Origin of the sequence: Stenotrophomonas sp. MH181796 (assembly GCF_009659995.1) — a bacterium.
In the GTDB taxonomy this organism is placed as follows: Bacteria; Pseudomonadota; Gammaproteobacteria; order Xanthomonadales; family Xanthomonadaceae; genus Stenotrophomonas; species Stenotrophomonas riyadhensis.
Genome location: NZ_RAHU01000002.1, coordinates 658,035 through 678,527, shown reverse-complemented (window position 1 = coordinate 678,527; position 20,493 = coordinate 658,035). Strand labels below are relative to the sequence as shown.

The 20,493-nt window shown below is 62.8% G+C and carries 17 protein-coding genes; 5 read left to right on the top strand and 12 right to left on the bottom strand.

Annotated elements, in window-relative coordinates:
* Positions 1-3: 3 nt before the first annotated feature.
* The 4 genes from D5301_RS07205 to D5301_RS07190 all read right to left on the bottom strand — a co-directional run bounded on the left by D5301_RS07205 (position 4) and on the right by D5301_RS07190 (position 4,325).
* On the bottom strand, positions 4-843 hold the full coding sequence (locus tag D5301_RS07205; RefSeq protein ID WP_153855208.1) for a TlpA disulfide reductase family protein: 840 nt from the start codon (positions 841-843) through the stop codon (positions 4-6).
* A complete protein-coding gene (dsbD, locus tag D5301_RS07200) occupies positions 840-2,747 on the bottom strand; it encodes a protein-disulfide reductase DsbD (RefSeq protein WP_194936610.1) in 1,908 nt (635 codons plus the stop codon). Before dsbD ends, D5301_RS07205 begins: the two co-directional genes overlap by 4 nt.
* A gap of 249 nt (positions 2,748-2,996) precedes the next feature.
* Positions 2,997-3,953, bottom strand: coding sequence for a DUF4365 domain-containing protein (locus tag D5301_RS07195; protein WP_153855206.1), 957 nt, complete (start codon positions 3,951-3,953; stop codon positions 2,997-2,999).
* 9 nt (positions 3,954-3,962) lie between these two features.
* On the bottom strand, positions 3,963-4,325 hold the full coding sequence (locus D5301_RS07190; RefSeq protein ID WP_153855205.1) for a metalloregulator ArsR/SmtB family transcription factor: 363 nt from the start codon (positions 4,323-4,325) through the stop codon (positions 3,963-3,965).
* A gap of 146 nt (positions 4,326-4,471) precedes the next feature.
* Here D5301_RS07190 and D5301_RS07185 point away from each other — a divergent pair, with 146 nt between their 5' ends.
* The 5 genes from D5301_RS07185 to D5301_RS07165 all read left to right on the top strand — a co-directional run bounded on the left by D5301_RS07185 (position 4,472) and on the right by D5301_RS07165 (position 12,337).
* The gene (locus D5301_RS07185) at positions 4,472-5,527 is read left to right on the top strand and encodes an efflux RND transporter periplasmic adaptor subunit (protein WP_153855204.1); all 1,056 of its coding nucleotides are present in this window, start codon (positions 4,472-4,474) and stop codon (positions 5,525-5,527) included.
* 10 nt (positions 5,528-5,537) lie between these two features.
* Positions 5,538-8,768, top strand: a complete 3,231-nt coding sequence (locus D5301_RS07180; RefSeq protein ID WP_153855203.1) for an efflux RND transporter permease subunit — start codon at positions 5,538-5,540, stop codon at positions 8,766-8,768.
* Positions 8,769-8,770: 2 nt separating this feature from the next.
* Entirely contained in the window at positions 8,771-10,183 is a 1,413-nt protein-coding gene (locus D5301_RS07175; RefSeq protein WP_034394977.1) for a TolC family protein, read from the top strand.
* 139 nt (positions 10,184-10,322) lie between these two features.
* Entirely contained in the window at positions 10,323-10,991 is a 669-nt protein-coding gene (locus D5301_RS07170; RefSeq protein ID WP_034394980.1) for a response regulator, read from the top strand.
* Complete coding sequence (locus D5301_RS07165; RefSeq protein WP_034394984.1) at positions 10,988-12,337, top strand: ATP-binding protein; 1,350 nt, start codon at positions 10,988-10,990, stop codon at positions 12,335-12,337. The genes D5301_RS07170 and D5301_RS07165 overlap by 4 nt, the downstream gene beginning before the upstream one ends.
* Positions 12,338-12,341: 4 nt before the next feature.
* Here the strand turns inward: D5301_RS07165 and D5301_RS07160 are convergent, their stop codons facing one another.
* Genes D5301_RS07160 through trbE form a run of 8 tightly spaced genes read right to left on the bottom strand, consistent with a single transcriptional unit; the run spans position 12,342 to position 20,492 of the window.
* Entirely contained in the window at positions 12,342-12,590 is a 249-nt protein-coding gene (locus tag D5301_RS07160; RefSeq protein WP_034394987.1) for a DUF2274 domain-containing protein, read from the bottom strand.
* Positions 12,587-13,864 (bottom strand): TrbI/VirB10 family protein, encoded by a 1,278-nt coding sequence (locus D5301_RS07155; protein WP_034394991.1) that lies wholly within the window; start codon positions 13,862-13,864, stop codon positions 12,587-12,589. The genes D5301_RS07160 and D5301_RS07155 overlap by 4 nt, the downstream gene beginning before the upstream one ends.
* A gap of 2 nt (positions 13,865-13,866) precedes the next feature.
* Positions 13,867-14,871, bottom strand: a complete 1,005-nt coding sequence (trbG, locus tag D5301_RS07150) for a P-type conjugative transfer protein TrbG (RefSeq protein WP_034394993.1) — start codon at positions 14,869-14,871, stop codon at positions 13,867-13,869.
* Complete coding sequence (gene trbF, locus D5301_RS07145; protein ID WP_153855202.1) at positions 14,868-15,572, bottom strand: conjugal transfer protein TrbF; 705 nt, start codon at positions 15,570-15,572, stop codon at positions 14,868-14,870. The genes trbG and trbF overlap by 4 nt, the downstream gene beginning before the upstream one ends.
* A gap of 17 nt (positions 15,573-15,589) precedes the next feature.
* Positions 15,590-16,978: a P-type conjugative transfer protein TrbL gene (gene trbL, locus D5301_RS07140; protein WP_034395001.1), complete on the bottom strand. Its 1,389-nt coding sequence runs from the start codon at positions 16,976-16,978 to the stop codon at positions 15,590-15,592.
* Positions 16,975-17,289 carry a lipoprotein gene (locus D5301_RS07135; RefSeq protein ID WP_034395002.1) on the bottom strand — a complete coding sequence of 105 codons (315 nt, stop codon included), beginning with the start codon at positions 17,287-17,289 and terminating at the stop codon, positions 16,975-16,977. Before D5301_RS07135 ends, trbL begins: the two co-directional genes overlap by 4 nt.
* 12 nt (positions 17,290-17,301) lie before the next feature.
* Complete coding sequence (gene trbJ / locus D5301_RS07130; RefSeq protein WP_034395004.1) at positions 17,302-18,045, bottom strand: P-type conjugative transfer protein TrbJ; 744 nt, start codon at positions 18,043-18,045, stop codon at positions 17,302-17,304.
* The gene (gene trbE, locus D5301_RS07125; protein WP_153855201.1) at positions 18,042-20,492 is read right to left on the bottom strand and encodes a conjugal transfer protein TrbE; all 2,451 of its coding nucleotides are present in this window, start codon (positions 20,490-20,492) and stop codon (positions 18,042-18,044) included. Before trbE ends, trbJ begins: the two co-directional genes overlap by 4 nt.
* Position 20,493: the final 1 nt, after the last annotated feature.

Sequence of the window (20,493 nt, the reverse complement as noted above, 5' to 3'; positions counted from 1 at the left end):
GCGTTACTCCTTGTCTTGGCTGTGTTCGAGCGATGGCGCAAAGCGGCGCTTGACGGCGCTGCTGAGGGTGGCGAGCGTCAGCTCGCCCATGTGCGAGTGCACCAGGCGGCCCTGCGCATCGAAGAAGAATGTGGTGGGCAGGCCGCGCGATCCCAGCGCCTGCATGGCCTGCGACGAAGGGTCGAGCAGCACATCCGAGAAGTGCAGCCCATCCTTTTGCAGAAAGGCGCGAGCCTGCTGCGCACTTTCGCCCTGGTTGAGCATCACGAAGGCCACATCCGGAAATGCCTGCTGCGCTTGCTCGAAGGCCGGCATTTCACGCCGGCAAGGGGGACACCAGCTCGCCCATAGGTTGAGCACGATCGGACGCCCCCGGTATGCGGTCAGGTCAATGGGCTGGGCATCGAGCGAGGCCAATTGCAGTTCGGGCAGCGGTGGCGCGGAGCGTTGCAACAGCTCGATCACACCACCCGCGCCTACCCAAGTCAGAATCCCTGCCAACACCCCGGCCAGTACCGGACGCCGCAAGGGCCGTTGCGCGCGCGTTCGCCACGCGATGAAGATCAGTGCCGCTGGTATTCCGGCCCACCACGCATACCCCCCATCGCCGATGGAAAGCATGGACATCGGGGCTGCCGAATACTCGCGCCACCACTGTGCGATGTAGGCCAGCCTCGCGAACAGCAATCCCAAGAGCAGCGCATCGAAGATCATGCCGCCAGCCGCCTTGTACGGCGTGTCCGGCAGCAGTCGTTTGGCCAGGGTGCGAGCCACTGTCCAAGCCACCAGTACGGCGACGAAGACGATGACCACCCGGATGGAAAATGGGCCGATGCTGGTCATGGTGTACCTGCCGCATCGAGCCGTGCCAGGAACGCACGAGCGTCGATTTCGCCAACTACGCGTAAGTCACGGCGCTCCTTCCCGTCCGGCCCCACCAGTATCAACGTAGGCGGCCCCATCACCCCCCACTGCTTGAGCAACGCTTGATCCAGGGCATCATTGCGCGTTACGTCTGGCCGCACGATCTGCATGTGCGACAGTCGCTGCGCGACGACGGAATCGCCGAACACGTTGCGCTCGATCACATGGCAACTCACGCACCAATCGGCATAAAAGTCGATCAGCGTCCACTCGCCGCGCGCCCCGGCCTCAGCCAGTCGCGCATCGACATCCTCGACAGACTTGGCCGCTACGTAGCTGAGGCCAGGTGTTGCCGTGGCGACAGCAGGCGCTGCGCTACGCACATGCGCCAACGGTTGCAGCACGGAGTCCGCGCCCGATGCCGCTCCGACCAGCATCAGCACAGACCAGATTCCGGCGAAGGCTGCGCCAAAGCGCAATGTCCAGGCCGCACGCTGCCGCTCGACCGATGCCTGCGCCCAGGCGATCAGCCCCACTGACAACGCCAGTCCCCAGGCACCCCACAGCATCAAGCTCACGGTTCCCGGCAGGAAGCGCACCAGCATCGTGATGGCCATGCCTACCATGACATAGCCAAAAACCACGCGAACCCGATCCATCCAGGCCCCCGGCTTAGGCAGTACACGGGCACCGAACACGGCGATCACCAGCAGTGGCAGACCCATGCCGAGACCCAACGCGAATAATGCGAGCCCACCTTGCAGCGCGCTGCCGGTTTGTCCGATATAGAGCAACGCGCCGGCGAGCGGAGCCGTCATGCACGGCCCCACCAGTAGCGCGGAGAGCAACCCCAACGCTGCCGCGCCGCCCACGCTGCCGCCAGCGCGTCCGCGTCCCGCAGACTCAACCCGGTTGACCAGCGCCGCCGGCAGTTGCAGTTCGAAGAGACCGAACAAGGAACTGGCCAGAATCAGGAACAGCGCCGCGAAGGCGCCCAACAACCAGGGTGACTGCAACGCTGCCTGCAAATTTGCACCTGCCAAGCCTGCCGCCACGCCAACCGCAGCGTAGGTGCCTGCCATCGCCAGGATGTAAGCCAAAGACAGGACAAAGGCACGACGCGGCGAAGCACGACTGCCCACCACCATCGTCGAGACAATGGGAATCATGGGTAGCGTGCAAGGCGTGAACGCCAGCAACAAGCCAAACCCGAAGAACAGCAGCGTACCCATGACAGGCCCCAAGGAGGCAAGCCGCTGCGCGGCCGCCTGATCTTCCGCGACCGCCTCTCCTGCTTGCACAGCCGGCAAGGGTGTAGTGGTGTTTGGGGATGCACCTGATGGCTGCCCGGAATCATCGGGCTGCATCGCGGTGCTGTCGGCTGCTTGCGGTGCCTGAGTCTCCTTCTCGGGTTGTGCTGCGTTGCCCGAGCGAGAAGGCTGCGCGGGGACAGCCCGCACAACCGCCTGCGTTGCTGGCAGGTTCACCGCGATCGTCTGCGGGGGATAGCAGATCCCGGCTTCCGCACAGCCTTGCCAATGCAGGGTGGCGGCACCTGATGCCGTTGCAGGCAGACGCAGCTCAAGTGAGTCATCGGTGAAGATTTCGGTATCGCCGAAGAACTCGTCGTGCTTGGCAATTCCCTGGGGCAGATCCAGTGCAAGCGGCTGGCTTTGAGCATCCGTCAGCTTCAAGGAATGACGGTAGACGTAATAGCCGTCGGCAACCTGCCCGGCGATGACCAGTCCATCGGCATCCTGACGGACTTCCCCGAGCTTGAAGACCTCGGTTGCCTCCAGGAACTCAGTTTCGCGCCCCCATGAGAACAGCCCGCTGCTCGCCCATGCACTGCCGATGGCAAGACACCACAGCAGAGTCATCATCCAGACTTTTCGATACGCCGACAAATCTAATCCTCCAAGCAAAAACGCTTGGATGGTGGCCGATGTCGATTAAGCGAGACTAAAGAGCCAGATGGGTAGCCGCCGCTACGGATACAGGATCAACCGCTCCTCCCTGGGAAGCTTATTAGGAAGGCGAGAAATGCCTTTATCGCACGCTCGACAAGCTCTTTCCGCGCATCCGAACTAGCGCCAACAAGGGCTATTTCCCACGAGGAAGAATGAAGAAAATTAAGATGTCATGTGGCCAAGGGCAGATGGCAAGAACCACTCCCGCCATACGTCTTCGTAGGTTTTTGGCAGCAACGAGAGAGAACGCCACAGTTCAAACACATCAGCCTGTTTGAAAATGGCCTGTTCTTCTTCAGGTAGAGCAGCGTAGGCCACCGAGTCAGAATGGAAGTAATGTGGCCTGCCTTCCGCTAGGAATTTACGTAAGCCTTGACCATGGTATGGGATGGGAGCACACATTTCAGTGTCATCCCAAAAGTCATACTCGGCGATACGCTTCCCAAAATACTGAGCAAGCTCTTGCCAGTTCCCTTCAGCCGCCCACTGGAGTTCCGAAAACTGGTACGTAAACCGTTGAAAGGCTGCGATCAGTTTTGCTCTTTTCGCGTACCAGCGCAGCGCAACCGTTCCTCTCTCACTGCCTATTTCATTGCCCACCGGAACGTGAACTGTACGGCGTCCTTTGCTCCGGTAGTTCTCGTGTCGAGGAATCAATATTTTGTCGATGTAATCGTTAAGGCAGACGAAGGAGCAGCGCCGAGACTTCAGATCCGCGATGACCAGAAGAACGGGAATGCCAATCCCCATTCGCTCAATGGTGACCAACTCTGTTGTTTCAAGCGAGAACCTATAGGTATCAAGGGTCGCAATCTTATCCCCACGATCGAGTAGTTCCATCGCCTTTTCGACGTTGCCACGGCCATAAATATCGAGTGGCTTGATCTCTGGGTCATCAACACTTTTTAGCTGCACAAAAAAATGTTCGCCCAGCGTTTCGTGCATTGGCCGCTTACCCTCGACAGGATCTAACGTCTTAAAAACCTCGACGCTGAAATCCAAGCCGTAATCAGGTCTGTACTCACGAAGGAGCCATGGCTTGGGGAGTACTTCGCGCAGAAGCTGCTGACCCTCTTGGTCAATGATGTGCTGATCAGGTCTTCTTTTGGCTGCGTACATGGATGGATTTCAATGAGCGATATCCGAACGCTGCTCCAGCAGCTCCTGTAACGGGGACTGCTGCTCTGCCGCGTGCTGCAGTTGTTGCATGACGTTTCTGCACACCAGATCGCACAGGCTATAAATGGAGTCGTCAGCGATCTGGTAGTACACCGCCGTGCCTCTGGCTTCTCGCTTGACCAGACCGCGTTGGGTCAAAAGCGTGAGATGGCGGGAAATGTTTGCAGCAGAAAAACCACAGAGTTGTGCCAACTCTCCCACGTTGCGCTCCCCCTCTCGCAGCAGATTGATGATCTGCAAACGTGTGGGTTCAGCCAGCGCTTGGAAGTAGGCGGCCACATGGTGGAACGCTTGGGGAGGTGGAGAACTCATGGCGAAATATCAGGGACACAACCGGTACAGATCCAGTCTACGCCAAATTTGACAACCTGCATACATACATCATTGCGTATTTGACTATTTGACTATTTGCGTACTTGCGCAAATAATGAGCCTCTTTTTTCCAACGAATGGGGCGGATGATGTTTGTCAGAGGTGCGCAATCGGCGCTTGCGGTCTTGCTGTTCACATATGGCGGTGTGGCGGCCGTCGCCACAGAGGCAGAACCGACGGGTTCAACAGCGCTAGCCAGTGCGCCCGTGACGCATCAGGCTCACGAGCATGTCACGCCCATTGATGGCGTGGTCGAGGCGATCCGGCAGACCAGGGTGACCGCACAAGTCGCGGGCGCCATTGTGGATATTCGGGTCAAAGCGGGAGACACCGTGCGCGCTGGGCAGGAGTTGCTGAAGCTGGACGCGAGAGCTGCACAGCAGAACGCGGCGGCGAGCGCAGCCCAGGTACTGGCCGCACAAGCCCAACAGGATGAGGCCAGAAAGGAGTTAGCGCGGCAACGCGAGTTGTTCAATCAGAACTACATCAGCCGCGCGGCACTGGACAGAGCCGAAGCCCGGCATCACAGCACCCAGGCCGAAGCCAATGCCCTACGGGCAGCGGCGGGCGCATCACAGATCGAGTCCGGCTTCTATGTCATCAAGGCCCCTTATGACGGCATCGTCTCGGAAGTTCCAGTAGCGCTAGGCGACATGGCAATGCCTGGCAAGCCTTTGCTGACGCTGTACGATCCGAGCGCATTGCGTGTCAGCGCAAAAGTGCCTGAAACCCTGTTCTCCAGGCGCTCACAAGAGGCACCTTCGCGGCTGACCTTGGGGCACGCCGAAGGCTCCGCCATTGCACCCAAGAACGTGCAGTGGATTCCCCATGCAGACCCCAGTACGCACACCGTCGAGCTGCGTCTTGAGCTTCCTGCCGATGTGCCGCAAGCGATTCCTGGCGCATTTGCTCGGGTGTACCTCGCCTCTGCCACCGACAGTCCACGTCTGTATGTCCCCGCGTCGGCCGTCATTCGCAGAGCGGAAGTGACCGGCGTCTATGTGCTCAACGATAGCGGCCGCCCGATGTTGCGGCAGATTCGGACGGGGCCGCTCAACGGTGATTTCGTCGAAGTCCTGTCCGGCCTGTCTCTGGGCCAGCACGTCGCACTCGACCCGGCGCTCGCCGCCCGCAAGCGCTGAGGAACGGGTCATGAGTCATCGCCTGGCCCTTACAGGGCGTCTTGCCGCGTACTTTCAGAACACTCAGATCACGCCCTTGTTGGCCCTGGTCGCACTCTTGCTCGGGGTGTTCGCCATTTTGGTTACGCCTCGCGAGGAAGAACCGCAGATCGACGTGACGATAGCCAGTGTCACCGTACCGTTTCCAGGGGCCTCGGTCGTTGATGTCGAGCAGATGGTCACCATTCCCGCCGAGCAGTTCCTGTCTCGGATAGAGGGTGTCAAGCATGTCATGGCCGTCACGCAGCCGGGCATCGCCATCCTGACGGTCGAATACCATGTTGGCGTACCGCGTGAGGAAGCCGTGGTACGGCTTAACGAGACGTTGAGCGCACATGCCGACAGGTTTCCCCAAGGTCTCGGGATTGGTTCACCCTTGGTCGAAGCATTGGGCGTCGATGATGTTCCCATCGTGGCGCTGACACTGTTCTCGCGCGACGACGATGCGAGTGCGCTGGATCTGCAACATGTCGCGCACAGCATCGAAACCGAACTCAAGCGGGTTCCCGGCGCACGCGATGTCTACGCGATCGGCGGCCCTGGGCGTGCCATCAACATCGAACTGGACGCAGAACGGATGGCCAGCCGTGGCCTTGCCATCTCCGACTTGCGCCATGCGTTGCAGACAGCGAATGTCGGCATGCCGGTGGGTGAACTGCTGGGGGCCAACCGTGCAGTGCGGCTTGAGGCGGGTACGTTCCTTGGGGATGCGCAAGAAGTCTCTGAGTTGGTTGTTGGCGTGCACGATGGACGCCCCGTTTATCTGCGCGACGTTGCCACGGTGCGCGATGGCGCGCGCCCCGCGACGCAGTATGTATGGCATGGCGAAGTCGGCGACGCGGCGCAGACTGCGGGTCGCGAATATCCCGCCATCACCCTGGCCATCACGAAAAAGCCGGGCGAGAACGCCATCAGTGTCGCAAACGCACTGGTCGAGCGGATGGAGGAACTTAAGAACACCCTGATTCCCCATGAGGTGGAAACAGTCATTACGCGCAACTATGGTGCCACCGCCAACGACAAGGCCCAGCAGTTGATGCAGAAGCTGCTGTTCGCCACGGTGTCCGTGGTGGCGCTGGTATTCCTGGCGCTAGGCCGGCGCGAAGCCGCCATCGTCGGGGTCGCTGTCGTACTGACGTTGGCGGCGACCTTGTTCGCCTCTTGGGCGTGGGGCTTCACGCTGAACCGCGTTTCACTGTTTGCGCTGATCTTCTCGATCGGCATCCTGGTCGATGATGCCATCGTGGTGGTCGAAAACATCCACCGGCACCAGGCGCTATACCCCGAAAAGACACTGGCGCAGATCATCCCCGGCGCTGTCGACGAAGTGGGCGGTGCCACCATCCTGGCCGCCTTCGCCGTCATCGCTGCACTGCTTCCTATGGCCTTTGTCACCGGCCTGATGGGGCCATACATGAGTCCCATCCCGATCAATGCCAGCATGGGCATGCTGCTGTCGCTGGCCATCGCGTTCACGGTCACACCTTGGCTTTGCCGGATCTGGATGAAGAAATCGCCCGCTCATGCGGGATCGGGTGGACTCACCGCACGTATGGCCACGGTGCTTGAGGCCATCTTCAAGCCCTTGCTGGATGCCCAGCGCGGTGCGCGTCGGCGGCTTGCCGTGACGTTGGGAGCCCTGTCCCTGGTCGGCCTGTCGCTAGCGCTTCCGGTTGCCGGATTGGTGATCCTCAAAATGCTGCCGTTCGACAACAAGTCCGAGCTGCAGATCATGCTCGACATGCCGGCGGGAACACCTTTGGAACAAACCGCTTCGGTGTTGCGCGAACTCTCCGCCTATGTCGCGCAACAACCAGAGGTGACCGACTGGCAGGCCTATGCGGGTACGTCCGCCCCCATCACCTTCAACGGGCTGGTTCGTCAATACGCGCTGCGGCGCAACGGCGATGTCGGCGACTTGCAGGTCAACATGGTCGGCAAGGCTGATCGTTCGGAGCAGAGCCATGCTGTCGCCATGCGGATGCGCCCCGAACTGCAAGCTATCGCGGCACGTTACGGTGCCGACCTCAAAGTCGTGGAAGTGCCATCGGGGCCGCCGGTGCTGGCTCCCATCGTGGCCGAAGTGTATGGCCCGGATGCGGCGGGTCGTAAGGCCGTCGCAGAAGGTCTGCGCGCCATCTTTGAATCGACACCTGGCGTCGTCGATGTGGATGACAGCAGCATTGAGGCCGCGCCACGCACTCAGTTGGTGATTGATCGCAGCAAGGCTGCCTTGCTTGGGGTTTCGCAACAGGACATCGTGACCACGCTGCAGGCGGGACTGTCGGGAGACGCCGCGACATGGCTGCACAACCAAAGCAAGTATCCCGTGCCGACGGTGCTGCAACTGCCCGCCGAACGTCATGGCGATCTGGACACCTTGCTGCAGTTACGCGTGCGCACCAGCAGCGGCCAGGCGGTTCCGATCCGCGAGTTCGTGACACTGACCGAAGGCGTGCGCGAGCAACCGGCCTTCCGCAAGGACTTGTTGCCCGTTCACTATGTGACTGCCGACATGGCAGGCAAGAACGACAGCCCTTTGTACGGCATGTTTGCCGTTCGCGATGCCTTGTCGGGACTGCAAACACCCAATGACGGGCCGCTGGTCGAAGCGTTCATCGAGGCACCTGCCGACACCTGGCGCGATTACGGCCTCAAGTGGGATGGCGAGTGGCAAATCACCTACGAAACCTTCCGTGACATGGGTGCCGCCTACGCGGTCGGGTTGCTGATGATTTACCTGCTGGTAGTGGCGCAGTTCCGTTCCTACCTGACACCTTTGATCATCATGGCACCCATCCCGCTGACCCTGATTGGCGTCATGCCTGGCCATGCCCTGCTCGGGGCGAAGTTCACCGCGACCAGCATGATCGGCATGATCGCCTTGGCCGGCATCATCGTGCGTCATTCGATCCTGCTGGTCGATTTCATCCGCCGACAGGTGGAAGACGGCGTTGCCCTGGAAGAAGCCGTCATGCGCTCGGCAATCACGCGCGCGCAACCCATTCTCTTGACCGGCATCGCCGCCATGGCTGGCGCCTTCTTCATTCTGGATGACCCGATCTTCAATGGCCTGGCGATCTCGTTGATCTTCGGCATCCTGGTCTCCGCGCTGATGACCCTGGTGCTCATCCCGTTGCTCTACTACATGGCCTATCGCGGGAAAACGCCCACGACTGCGTCTCCTGCCCGGGACATCTGATCATGAAAAAACCATTTCGACAGTCTATTGCCTCCATCCCCATCAAAGCCCTGGTGCTTGCGTGCAGCCTTGGGGGCAGCTTGACGGCCCACTCGGCTTCCTTGCCTGAGCTGTGGGAGATGGCGCAAACCCATGCACCGGCCATGCAGGTTGCGACCGCCACACGGGCCGCAGGGGAAAGCCGAAAATCGCAAGCCGGCGCGCTATGGCGGCCCGATGTCACGCTTACCGGCAGTGCCGGATATGGAGAGATGAGCAGTGACATTCGAGGTGCCCAGTTTTCCGCGCCCGGATTCGGGCAAAGCGACAACGTGCGCTTCGGCACCGATGCGCAACGCGCCCGAACGGGAAGCTGGGGCGTGCAGGTCGCTCAACCCTTGATTGACCCGCAGCGCACAGCCACCAAGCGCCTTCTGGACATCTCTGCCTCCGAGGCGGAACTGCAATGGCGCGCCGCTCGCGATGCGCTGATGCTGGACGTCATCTCGTCCTACTTCCAACTGGCGCTATCGGAACAGAAGCTGCGCGTCCTGAGTCAACAGCAGCAGGCGGTCGAACATATTCTTCAGGAAACGCAGGAGCGTTTCAGGCTGGGGGACAGCCCGATCACGGATGTACATGAAGCTGAGGCGCGCGCCCAGGCTGTCCGCGCGCAGGTACTGGTTGCGGAGACTGATCTGAATCTGCGCCAGCATGACTTGATCAATCTGACGCAGGCCAACCTGCCGGCAGGCGTCGCACGACTGCCGCAGAATCTGCATGCCGCTCCTGATGCCGGTGATATGGATCTCTGGCAGAGCAAGGCCATGCAGCACAATCCGAAGATCCTGCTCATGGGGCAGAACATCGCGGCGGTCTCGCAGCAGGTGGAACGGCTGGGGCCGTTGGACGGTACGAAGCTCGATCTGGTACTCAAGGCGGGCGGAGAGCACAGCAACGGCCAAGGCCCGGCAGAACGGGCAATCAATCATGGACGCCAAACGTGGGTCGGATTGCAACTGACGATCCCTCTCTCCACCAGCGGCCTGCGTAGCGCCCAGAAAAGCGAGGCCATCCATGCGCTGACTCAGGCGCAGGCACAGCAGCAGCTCGCCCGGCAACAAGTCAGCCAGGCCGTGCGCAGCGCGTGGCTTGGGTTGACGTCGGGAAGTACACGCATCAGGGCATTGGACGCGGCCGCCCTGGCCAGTCAGGCCCAACTGGATGCCACCCGTGTTGGCCTACGTGCTGGCGACCGTAACACCCTTGATCTGCTCAATGCCGAGCATGAACGAGCGTCCGCACTCTTAGCCCTTGATGAAGCCAGAGTTCAATTGACGATGCACCGACTACAACTTGATGCGCTGGCGGGACAACTGAATGATGCGTCTTTGACCTGGGCATGGGATCAGACTCTTTCGCCTGCCGTGCGGTGAATACTGCGCACGCCAGCACCACCAAGCTGATCGCAGATTGGGAGCGCGACCGATCGTTTCCTATCTGCGAGATGCTTTCCAACCCAAAAATTGGTTCTGGCCTAACATGACCCTTTGGGAATAAAAAGTGGAAGCGTGAATGCGAGCATTGCTAGTGGAGGACGACGAACTGATCGGCCAAGGCATCGTGATCGGACTGCGCAAGCACGGTATTACGGTGCAGCATGTCTGTACTGCTGCCGAGGCGGAAGCCGCGCAGGCAGAAGACGTATTTCACGCCATGGTGCTCGATCTGGGACTACCGGATCGTGATGGCATTGAGTTACTGGGCGTGATGCGCGCCTTCGAGCCTACGCTACCGATCATCATCCTCTCCGCACGGGACTCTGTGGAGCATCGCTTGTCTGGCTTGCATAGCGGCGCTGACGACTACCTGATCAAGCCGTTTGACTTGCGCGAGCTGGCGGCGCGCCTGCATGCCCTTGTCAGACGCACGCAAGGCAGGACAGTCCCCATCATCGAAGCAGGCCCGCTGCGGGTTGAACCGGAAAGTGGCCAAGCCTGGTTCAACGACGAGCCAGTCGTCTTGTCGCGGCGCGAAGTTGATCTGCTGGTGCATCTGGCAGGTGCCAAAGGGGGCTGGATTCCACCAGACGTACTGAACGAACGCCTCTATGGGCTCAATGAGGAAGTGGGCAGCAACGCGCTCAACGTCCACATCCACAACGTCAGACGCAAACTGGGCGCTGAGGCCATCGAAACAGCACGCGGACTCGGCTACCGTTTAGGGTGGAGGCAGCACGCATGAGCCTGCGCCTTCGCGCCGTACTGATCGCAGGCATTGCGCTGCTTGTCCTTTGGGGGGCAGCAGCGGGATGGATGATGCGGGGCGTACAGGCCAATCTGGATCGGACGCTGGACGGGCGACTGGCCATGTCGGCACGCATGGTCTCGGGGCTGCTGGATCGCGCGGCCTTGGGGCCGCAATCGACCAGCACCGATTTCAGTGAGGCCGTTCGCATCAGCGGCAGTGAAGGCATTGCCTGCGAGATCCGCTCGCTGCGCGGTGAAGTCCTGGCCCGCACCATCCCGAGTCCACATTCAGCCTTTGACGACCTTCCCGCCGGCCTGAGCACCCGTGAGGTTGAGGGGCAGCAATGGCGCGTTTATGTTCTTAGAACCGATGGTTACCAGATCACGACCGCCGACCGCATTGACCAGCGCCATGTGCTGACGCAAGAAATGCTCCGCGCAGCAGGCGTTCCCTTCCTGATTGCTTTCCTGGGCGGCCTGGCAGCGCTGTGGATCGGCATTGGCCGTGGCCTATCTCCACTGAAAAATTTGCGCAGACAGTTGCGCAGCAAGGAAGTGGACGACACCACCCCGATTGAGGTGCAGCACGCCCCGAAGGAGCTGCGCCCGGTGCTGGATGCCATGAACGCACTCATGGGAAGGCTGGCCCAGGCGCTGTCCAGCCAGCGGGCATTCACCGACGCGGCTGCGCACGAACTGCGAACCCCCTTGACCGTCATCGACACGCACCTGCAGGTCATCCGTTTGACCGACGGCGAAGAGGCACAATCCTCCCTGTCGAGTGCTGAAGAAGGCGTTCGCCGACTGAGAAGAACGCTGGATCAGATGATGACGTTGGCCCATGCCGAAGCGACTGTGGAACCGGCAGACCGGTGCGAATCCGTGTGGTCTTGCGTCAACGATGCGCTCGACACAATGGAAGGAACTGCCAGGGCGAGAGTCAGCCTTACAACGCAAGGTGACGATGCGGGCAGCATCGTCCCTCGATCCATGTTGGGAACGGCGATTCGCAACCTGGTGGACAATGCGTTGCGCTACTCGCCGGAACAGACCCGCATCGAGGTGTCGGTTCAGTTCGACAACGCGGAAAAGCATTGCACCATTCGCGTGGCCGACCGAGGGCCGGGCCTGAGTGCCGAGCAGGCCACGCAAGCAGGCAGGCGATTCTGGCGAGCGGATCATGGGAGAAAACGTAGCGACGGCGCCGGCCTGGGCATCTCCATCGTGCGCGCCATTGCCGAGCGTTTCGATGGCACGCTGACCCTGAAGCCCAGGGACGGTGGCGGCTTGGTTGCAGAGCTGACCTTGCCACTTCAAACACAGCCTTACACGACACAATAGGCACCTAGCTACTTTCAGGTGACGAACGAACTCGCGGTACGGTGGACTTCCGAAATCCCCGATCCCCCGCCATGAACGCCTCCAGCATGTGCGGGATCAGCGTCGTGGCATCGACCGCCTCACCATACGCCTGGGCATGCAGCGCGGCGTAGCGGTCGAGATCGGCTTTCAAGCTGGCCGGGCAGGCGAAGGTCAGCTTCACGCTCTCGATCTTGGGCAGCGGCCCCAGCCGCAGTTTCCTGGTTGTGCTCATCGTGAAGTCCCCTTGTTGAAGAACAGCGGCTGATAGGGCCGCAGCACCAGATCGCGGTTGACGATGATGCGCACCGGCAAACCGGGGCGGCTGGTCAGCGTGGGCTGGATGTTGAGGTTGCGCCGAGTCACTTCCTGGCCGACCTGGTTCACGGCGTCCTGCAGGCTGTCACGCCCGGCGATGATGACGCGATCACCGTCCTGGCGGTTCTCGGGTGCGGCCAGTTCGGCACCGACGCCCAGCAGCGTGGTCAGCACGGCACCGGCAAAGATCCGATCCCAATGCCAGTCCACGTCGTCTTCCAGACCGGCATAGCCCGCCGGGTCGGTGCCGATCAGGTTGTCGAGCGTGAGCGAAGACGTGTCCGGCAGGATGATACGGTTCCACACCACCTGCACGCGGCTCTGCCCGTAGCTGACCTGGCTGTTGTACTTGCCCAGGATGCGCGAACCCTGCGGGATGAGTAGGAACTTGCCAGTGGCCGTGTCGTAGATCGGCTCCGTCACCGTGGCGATCACGTCGCCCGGCAGGTCGGACTTGATGCCCGTGACCAGTGCCCCGGCAATGACCGCTCCGGCCATCACCTGATATGGAGATGCGGGCATTTGCAGGTTACCGGAGTTACGGGTTTCCGCAGAGCCGCCAGTCAGGAACGCCTCTTTCTGGTCTTGCCGGTTCTGCACGGCAGTCGGATCAGCAGGCTGGGCCGCCGTCGAGGCCGGGCCCGCGGCCAGCGGATCAAAAGCGGCATTGGCGGCGAAGCCTGGTGCGGCAGCGACCTGCGACTGCGCCACGGGCGCGGCCTGCGGGGAACCCGTGCGGAAGAACACCGATGAAGCTGCCGCCGCTTCTGCTTCCTTGCGCAACGCATCGTTGGGGTCGTAGCCGGGCGCGGCATAGGTGGCGGCGACAGGCTGCTGCGAGTTCACGATGGCTGGCCCCAAGTCGCCAGGCAAAGGAGGCCCCAGCTCCGGCACGTCAGGCGGCAACGCTGGCAGCTTGGAATAGTCTGTCGGCAGCGCATCCAGCCCTTCCGACTTGGACACGCGATCCACGTTGTACAGTTCGGTGGATTCGCCTGCACCGCGTTGCTGCGGTTGCAGCGACCAGATCAGCGCGCCCATCACGCCAACCGACAGGCCGCCGGCGAGGATGGCCAGCGTGCGCCGGTTCAGGCGCGTGACCGGGCGCGGTTGGGCGCGCAGCGCCACCGCCTCGGGTGCCACCTTGTCCGCCTGCGGCGTGGCAAGGTCGGGAATGTCGTCCTGGCTCATGCTCAGTTCCTCCCGGCGATGCCATCCGTGCGCTCGATGCGCACCACATCTCCCTTGTCAGCGCCCAGGCGCAGTTCGGCTGCACCGAACAGGCGATCCACGATGTAGTACGGCGAGCGGAAGCGGTAGTTCACCAATTGCCCGTCACCCTGCGCACCGATGACGAACAACGGCGGCAGCTCGCCCTGGGCGATGCCTGCCGGAAACTGGATATAGACCTTCTCGCCATCATCGAAGGCGCGCAGCGGCTTCCACGGCGGATTGCTGCCGCTGATGGCATAGCGAAAGCGGATGTTCTCCAGCGACAAGCCTGCATCGACCGGCGCGGCAGCGCTGGCAGCCTGTGCCTGGCGCTGCAAGGCCAGCATCCGATCCTTGGGGTAGTCCCAGGACACCGACGCCATCCATGCCTTGTCGGTCGAAGTCAGTTCCAGCAGGTACGTCCTGCGGCTGGTGGTGATGACCAGATTGGTCTTCAAGCTGGAACGGATAGGTTTGACCAGCACATTGACGCGAAGATCGGCCCCGCTGCCACTGGAGGTGTCGCCCACGATCCAGCGCACCGTGTCGCCGGCAGCGACCGTCACCAGTTCCTCGCCGGGCTGGAGCGCGATCACCGTCACGCGCCCCACGGACGCATAGACCTGGTACAGCGCGCCATCGGTGAAGGGCCAAACCTGAATCGCATTGACGTAGCCCTCACGGGTCGGTGCGATCCGTGCTTCGGCGTTGGCGCGCGAGACGCGCACCTTCTCATCGGCAGGCTCCGGTGCCATCGGGGCCGCATCAACGTCCGGCAGCGGCTTCAACTGCGCTGGCAATGCCAAAGGCTCGGGCACCGCCACGACTTCGATGGGCTTGGGCAGCTCGGGCAACGGCTGGGCCTGCACCGGCTCATCGAGCGAGATCACCGGCGGCGGTTTGCCCTGCGTGGCGCAGCCCGCAAACAGAACAGTCGATGCCAGCAGGATCAGCGGCAATGCGGTTTTATGGAAATGTGCATTCATGGTTTGGCTCCTTCAGAAGAATCCAGTTCACGGCTCCACGACAAGCCATTGACGTAGATGCCCAGCGGGTTGCGGCGCAGGCGTTCTTCGGTGCGCGGGGTCTGCTGCACGATGGACACCACCGCCGTCCATCGCTCCAGCCCGGCCGCCGCGCCATTGACGTAGCGGCGTTCTGTCCAGCGCACGTTGAACGACGCATCGCTGGCGCGAACCACACTGGTGATCTGCACCGTCACCGACTCCTTGCCGATGCGGGCGAACGGGTCATTCACCCGCGCGTAGTCGTTGAGCAACGCCGCGCCCCGATCGGTGGTGTAGTCGTAGGCATCGAGCCAGTTCTGGCGCACGACGATGGGGTCGATGGACAGCGAGCGCACCAGCGTCACGAAGCGCGCGATGTGGTGCGCCGTCTGCGCATCGGTGGGCCGGTACGGCGTGGCCGCTTCGCCCACGGTGCGCACCTGGCCGGACTGATCGACCTCGATGACATAGGGCGTGACGATGGACTGGGCCGAGCGCCACACCAGGCCACCGGCCATCAGCAGCGCGAGCACCAGGCAGCCGAAGGCCATCAGCCGCCAGTTCTTGGCCTGTACGCGGGCCGAGCCGATGCGCTCGTCCCAGACCTGGGCAGCGGCTTGATACGGGGTGGCAGGCTGTGGCGCATCGGCATAGCGCACCTGCGGTCGTTTGAATCGCATGGAGTTCTCCTTGAAAGTCAGCTATCGGAATCCCGCAGGCTCGGGCCTTGGCCCGAACCGCCGCCGTCGCCACCGCGCAGCGTGTGCGCGGCCGCAGTGGTGGCCTGGGTGAGTCGTTGGCGGCGTTGCAGGTTTTTGGCCCAACCGGGCTGCTCTTGCTTCTGCGCGTTGGCTGTGTTGCCAGCGGCATCGCCTGCGGCGGCTGGCCCCGCAGTGCCACCGCCTGAGCCGCCATCGGCACCAGAGCCTTGCCAGCCTGCTTTGAATGGTGCGGCGGCCTTGGCCGCTGCTGCCTTGATGCCAGCACCAGCGCGCTGGCCAGCGGCCTGTGCACCGCCCTTGGCAACACTGCCCAGCCCGGCCATCGCGCCCTTGGCTCCGCCGCCCGCAGCGGCGGAACCGGCCTGGAAAGCCGACTTCGCGCTGCCAGCCGCCGAGGTCGCGGCCCGCGCACCAGACCCGGCGAGCTTGGCGGCAGCCGGTGCCATGCGCGCACCGGCCATCACAGCACCGCCCACGCCTGTGGCGGCGGCACCTACGGCAACCGCCGCGCCTGCGGCACCAATCGCAGCACCAGCCATTGCCCCGGCACCCAACTGCGGTGCGCCGGAGACCAGCCCGGTGGCGATGCCAGGGCCGAAGATCCCCAACGCCAGCAGCGTGAGCGAGGCCAGCATAATGACCACCGCATGGTCGATGGACGGCTCGGCCGGATGCACCTGGAACTCAGCAAACAGGCCCGAGCCGATGCCGACGATGACCGCCAGCACCAGCACCTTGATGCCCGAAGACACCACGTTGCCCAACACTTTCTCGGCGAGGAAGCTGGTCTTGTTCCACAGCGCGAACGGCACCAGCACGAAGCCCGCCAGTGTGGTCAGCTTGAACTCGATCAGCGTGATGAAAAGCTGGATTGCCAGCACGAAGAAGCACAGGATCACCACCGCCCAGGCCAGGAACATGACCACGATGGGCGTCATGTTCACGAACACCTCTGGGAAGCCCGCCATGTCACTGATCTGCTCAAGGATCGGCGCTGCTGCGTCGATGCCGGTCTTGGCCAGGCGTCCCGGTTGCAGGAACTCGCCCATGCTCATCGTCGAGCCGCTGGCCGTCAGGCCCAGGCCCGCGAACGAGCGAAACACGATGCTGGCCAGCCAGTTGAAGTTGTTGATGATGTAGGCGAACGCACCGACGTAGAGCACCTTGCGCAGCAGCTTGGCGATCACGTCATCGCCCTGGCCGGTGGCGTGGCTCATCGCCCAGTACAGCCCAGCGATGGTCATGTCGATGACGATCAGCGTGGCGGTTAGGAACGCGACTTCGCCCTGCAGCAGCCCAAAGCCCGAGTCGATGTAGCGCGAGAAGGTAGCGAGAAATCGGTCGATCACTGTCACGTCATTCATGGCACGTCCCCCTCGAAAGGCATGGCGTCCTGCTCACTGGCGGGTGTGTCGAAGCTCGGCGGGATCGGCGGCAGATCGGCCAGCGTGCGGAACTCGTCAGGCCCGGTTTCACCGGCGAAGAAGCGCCGCCGGAAGGCTTCAGCCGCTGCCAGGCAAGCGTCTTCGCCTGCCGTAGCCCGGTCGGCTGCACACTGCGCACGCAAAGCCTTGAGCCGCACGGGATCGGCTGCCAGGGCAGCGGCCAGGTCTTCGGTCGGCTGCTGGCTGCAAGCGACCAGCAGCACAGGCAACAGCAAGGAAACGCATCGCATGGTCGTCTCCCGTCAGTTGCCGTAGAAATCCACGCGCTGCGGCGTGTAGGGCGTGCCATCACCCAGGAAGCGGCGCGTCACTTCACGGCCACGTTCGACAGCCGCCGCCTGGCGTGCCAGTTCCAGCGCGGCAGCGCGTTCCTGCGTGATCTGGAGCTGCTGTGCCTGGATGGACTGCTTGGCCTGCAAGGCCAGAAGCTGGTTGGTCGCCTGCATCGCTTGCAGCGCACCAGTGGCGGACTGACTCTGGCTGACCAGATCGGACAACGCGCTTTCGTCTTGCGCCAGGTTCTGCGACACCTGCGCCTGCATCCGCATCGCGGTATGCAGGCCGTTCAGCGTGTTCTTCCAGCGTTCCTGCGCGTCGCGCAGCATCTGGTCGCCGCTGACGGTCGCGGCGTACTGCTCCGGGTACAGCCGAGCGAAGGTGGCATCCATGCTCTGCACGTCGTAGGCCAAGCCGCGCGCCTCGGCGATCAAACGTTCAGTCGTCGCCAGCGTCGAGCGCAGCCGATTGACGATGTTGAAGTCCAGATTCGCCAGATTGCGTGCCTGGTTCATCAGCATCTGGGCTTCGTTCTGAAGCTGGTTGATCTGGTTGTTGATCTGCTCCAGCGTGCGCACGGCGGTCAGCGTGTTCTGCACGAAGTTGGACGGGTCGAACACCGTCAGCGCGGATGCGGGCTGAACGGCCAGCAGCGACACCGACAGCACGGCGGCAAGCGAGACGGACAGCAAACGGGGTTGGGTCTTCATGGTGAAACCTCCAGGGGTTGTGAAGCAAGGAAGGACGCTGCCGCCGGCGTGGACGGCAACAGGTCGGCAGCCCAATCGAGGCCGCGATCCCGCAACCAAGCACCGGCGAAGCCCGGTGTGCCGGCGTCCAGCAGCACGCGATCCATGTCGCGTTGGTCTTGCGGGGTGGAAGCCCCGGCAAAGGCCAGCGTGGCTGGCCCCAGGTCGAGGTCGAACAGGCGATTGCCCAGACGCGATTGGTAGTAGTAGTCACGCTTGGGCTGCGCGGTCGCCACGATCTCGATCTGGCGCGCGTTCAGCCCGAAGCCTTCGTAGATCGTGCGGATCTGCGGCTCGGTGGCCTGCGGGTTCGGCAGAAAAATCCGACTGGCGCAGCTTTCGATCACCGCCGGGGCAATGCTCGAATCCTTGATGTCGGCCAGCGATTGCGTGGCGAAGATGACACTGACGTTCTTCTTGCGCAGCGTCTTGAGCCACTGGCGGATGCGGGCGGCGAACACCGGGTCATCGAGAAACAACCAGGCTTCATCGAGGATCAGCAGCGTGGGCGCGCCGTCGAAGCGTTCATCGAAGCGGGCGAACAGGTAGCCCAGCACGGCCAGCACCGCCGCCTTGCTGTGCATCAGCTCTTCCATCTCGAAGCCCTGCACGCTGCCGGAACCCAGGCGGTCGGCATCGGCGTCCAGCAGCTTTCCGTGGGCACCGCCCAGCACATAGGGCGCAAGTGCCTGGCGCAGTGCGTTGGATTGCAGCAGCACCGACAGGCCCGTCAGCGTGCGTTGCTCCACCGGCGCACCGGCGAGGCTGCCCAGTGCCGACCAGATCACGGCCTTCTCGTCCGGGCCGATGGCGACACCTTCATGCAACAGGCGGCCTTCCACCCATTCGGCGGCCCAGGTGCGATAGCTCTCCTGGTCGATGCGGGCCAATGGCTGGAACGCAATCGCCCCGTCATTGCCCAGGTCGTAATGCTCGCCGCCCAGCCCGAGGATGGTGGCGCGCATGGAGCGGCCCATATCGAAGGCGAAGATGCGCGAGCCGGGATAGCGGCGAAACTGCATCGCCAGTGTGGCGAGTAGCACCGATTTGCCCATGCCGGTCGGCCCGGCGACCAGCGTGTGGCCCACGTCGCCGATATGCGTCACCAGCCGGAACGGCGTTGCGCCATCGGTGCGAGTGACGATCAGCGGTGGGCCATCCAGATGCGCGTTTCTCTCCGGCCCGGCCCACACGGCGGACAGCGGCATCATGTGCGCCAGATTCAGCGTCGAGACGATGGGCTGACGCACGTTGGCATAGGCGTTGCCAGGGATGGACGACAACCAGGCATCCACCGCATTGAGGGTTTCGGGGATGGTGACGAAGCCCCGGCCCTGGATGACGCGCTCCACCATCCGCAGCTTCTCGTCGGCCACGGCCGGGTCGGTGTCGAGCACTGTCACGGTAGCCGTCAGGTAGCCGAAGGCCACCTGATCGCTGCCCAGCTCCTGCAAGGCGGCGTCTGCATCGGCGGCCTTGTTGTTGGCGTCGGTATCGACCAGCGGGCTTTCCTGCTGGAAGATCGTTTCACGCAACAGCGCGACGACATTCTTGCGCTTGGCGAACCACTGGCGGCGCAGGCGGCCCAGTTCTTTTTCCGCCTCGGCTTTGTCCATGCACAGAAAGCGCGTGCTCCAGCGGTAGCCGAAGCCCAGACGGTTGAGGTCGTCCAGAATCCCCGGCCAGGTCGAAGTCGGAAAGCCCCGCACCGACACCACGCGCAGGTGCTGGTCGCCCAGCATGGGTGCGAGGCCACCGACCAGGGCGGAGTCGGCCAACAGTGCGTCTATATGGAACGGCACGTCGGGCACGCCCACGCGGTAGTGCCGCGTGGACACCGTGGCGTGCAGGTAGGTCAGTGTTTGGCTGTCATCGAGCCAGGCAATCTCCGGCATCACGCCATCGAGCAGGTCGAACACGCGATCCGTTTCCGCCACGAAGGCTTCCAGCCGACCCTGCCAGTCCACGCCGTCGCCCGGCGCGTTCTCATAGAGCATCTTGGCGGCGCGGGCGCGGGATTCCTCCGGCGGCAGGTACGCGAGCGTCAGGTGATAGGCGCTCTCGTAGTGGTGGCCGGATTCCTCGAAGGCCGAACGGCGCTCTTCTTCCACCAACCAAGATAGCGGTTCGGGAAACTCGGAACGTGGATAGCCTGCTGCCGGGCGGCGCTCGGCTTCGATGAACAAGGCCCAGCCCGATCCCAGGCGGCGCAGTGCGTTGTTGAGCCGAGCCGACGTGGCGATCAGCTCGCCTTGCGTGGCGCTGTCCAGATCCGGCCCACGAAAACGCGCCGTGCGCTGGAACGAGCCATCCTTGTTCAAGACGACGCCCGGCCCGATCAGCCCGGCCCAGGGCAGCCAGTCGGCCAGCAGCGCGGGCCGCTGGCGGTATTCGGCAAGGTTCAGCATG

What these genes read in the sequence shown, in the direction of transcription:
- D5301_RS07205 (WP_153855208.1), bottom strand. Translation starts at nt 843, where the DNA reads ATGACCAGCATCGGCCCATTTTCCATCCGGGTGGTCATCGTCTTCGTC.
- dsbD (WP_194936610.1), bottom strand. Translation starts at nt 2,747, where the DNA reads ATGATGACTCTGCTGTGGTGTCTTGCCATCGGCAGTGCATGGGCGAGC.
- D5301_RS07195 (WP_153855206.1), bottom strand. Translation starts at nt 3,953, where the DNA reads ATGTACGCAGCCAAAAGAAGACCTGATCAGCACATCATTGACCAAGAG.
- D5301_RS07190 (WP_153855205.1), bottom strand. Translation starts at nt 4,325, where the DNA reads ATGAGTTCTCCACCTCCCCAAGCGTTCCACCATGTGGCCGCCTACTTC.
- D5301_RS07185 (WP_153855204.1), top strand. Translation starts at nt 4,472, where the DNA reads ATGATGTTTGTCAGAGGTGCGCAATCGGCGCTTGCGGTCTTGCTGTTC.
- D5301_RS07180 (WP_153855203.1), top strand. Translation starts at nt 5,538, where the DNA reads ATGAGTCATCGCCTGGCCCTTACAGGGCGTCTTGCCGCGTACTTTCAG.
- D5301_RS07175 (WP_034394977.1), top strand. Translation starts at nt 8,771, where the DNA reads ATGAAAAAACCATTTCGACAGTCTATTGCCTCCATCCCCATCAAAGCC.
- D5301_RS07170 (WP_034394980.1), top strand. Translation starts at nt 10,323, where the DNA reads ATGCGAGCATTGCTAGTGGAGGACGACGAACTGATCGGCCAAGGCATC.
- D5301_RS07165 (WP_034394984.1), top strand. Translation starts at nt 10,988, where the DNA reads ATGAGCCTGCGCCTTCGCGCCGTACTGATCGCAGGCATTGCGCTGCTT.
- D5301_RS07160 (WP_034394987.1), bottom strand. Translation starts at nt 12,590, where the DNA reads ATGAGCACAACCAGGAAACTGCGGCTGGGGCCGCTGCCCAAGATCGAG.
- D5301_RS07155 (WP_034394991.1), bottom strand. Translation starts at nt 13,864, where the DNA reads ATGAGCCAGGACGACATTCCCGACCTTGCCACGCCGCAGGCGGACAAG.
- trbG (WP_034394993.1), bottom strand. Translation starts at nt 14,871, where the DNA reads ATGAATGCACATTTCCATAAAACCGCATTGCCGCTGATCCTGCTGGCA.
- trbF (WP_153855202.1), bottom strand. Translation starts at nt 15,572, where the DNA reads ATGCGATTCAAACGACCGCAGGTGCGCTATGCCGATGCGCCACAGCCT.
- trbL (WP_034395001.1), bottom strand. Translation starts at nt 16,978, where the DNA reads ATGAATGACGTGACAGTGATCGACCGATTTCTCGCTACCTTCTCGCGC.
- D5301_RS07135 (WP_034395002.1), bottom strand. Translation starts at nt 17,289, where the DNA reads ATGCGATGCGTTTCCTTGCTGTTGCCTGTGCTGCTGGTCGCTTGCAGC.
- trbJ (WP_034395004.1), bottom strand. Translation starts at nt 18,045, where the DNA reads ATGAAGACCCAACCCCGTTTGCTGTCCGTCTCGCTTGCCGCCGTGCTG.
- trbE (WP_153855201.1), bottom strand. Translation starts at nt 20,492, where the DNA reads ATGCTGAACCTTGCCGAATACCGCCAGCGGCCCGCGCTGCTGGCCGAC.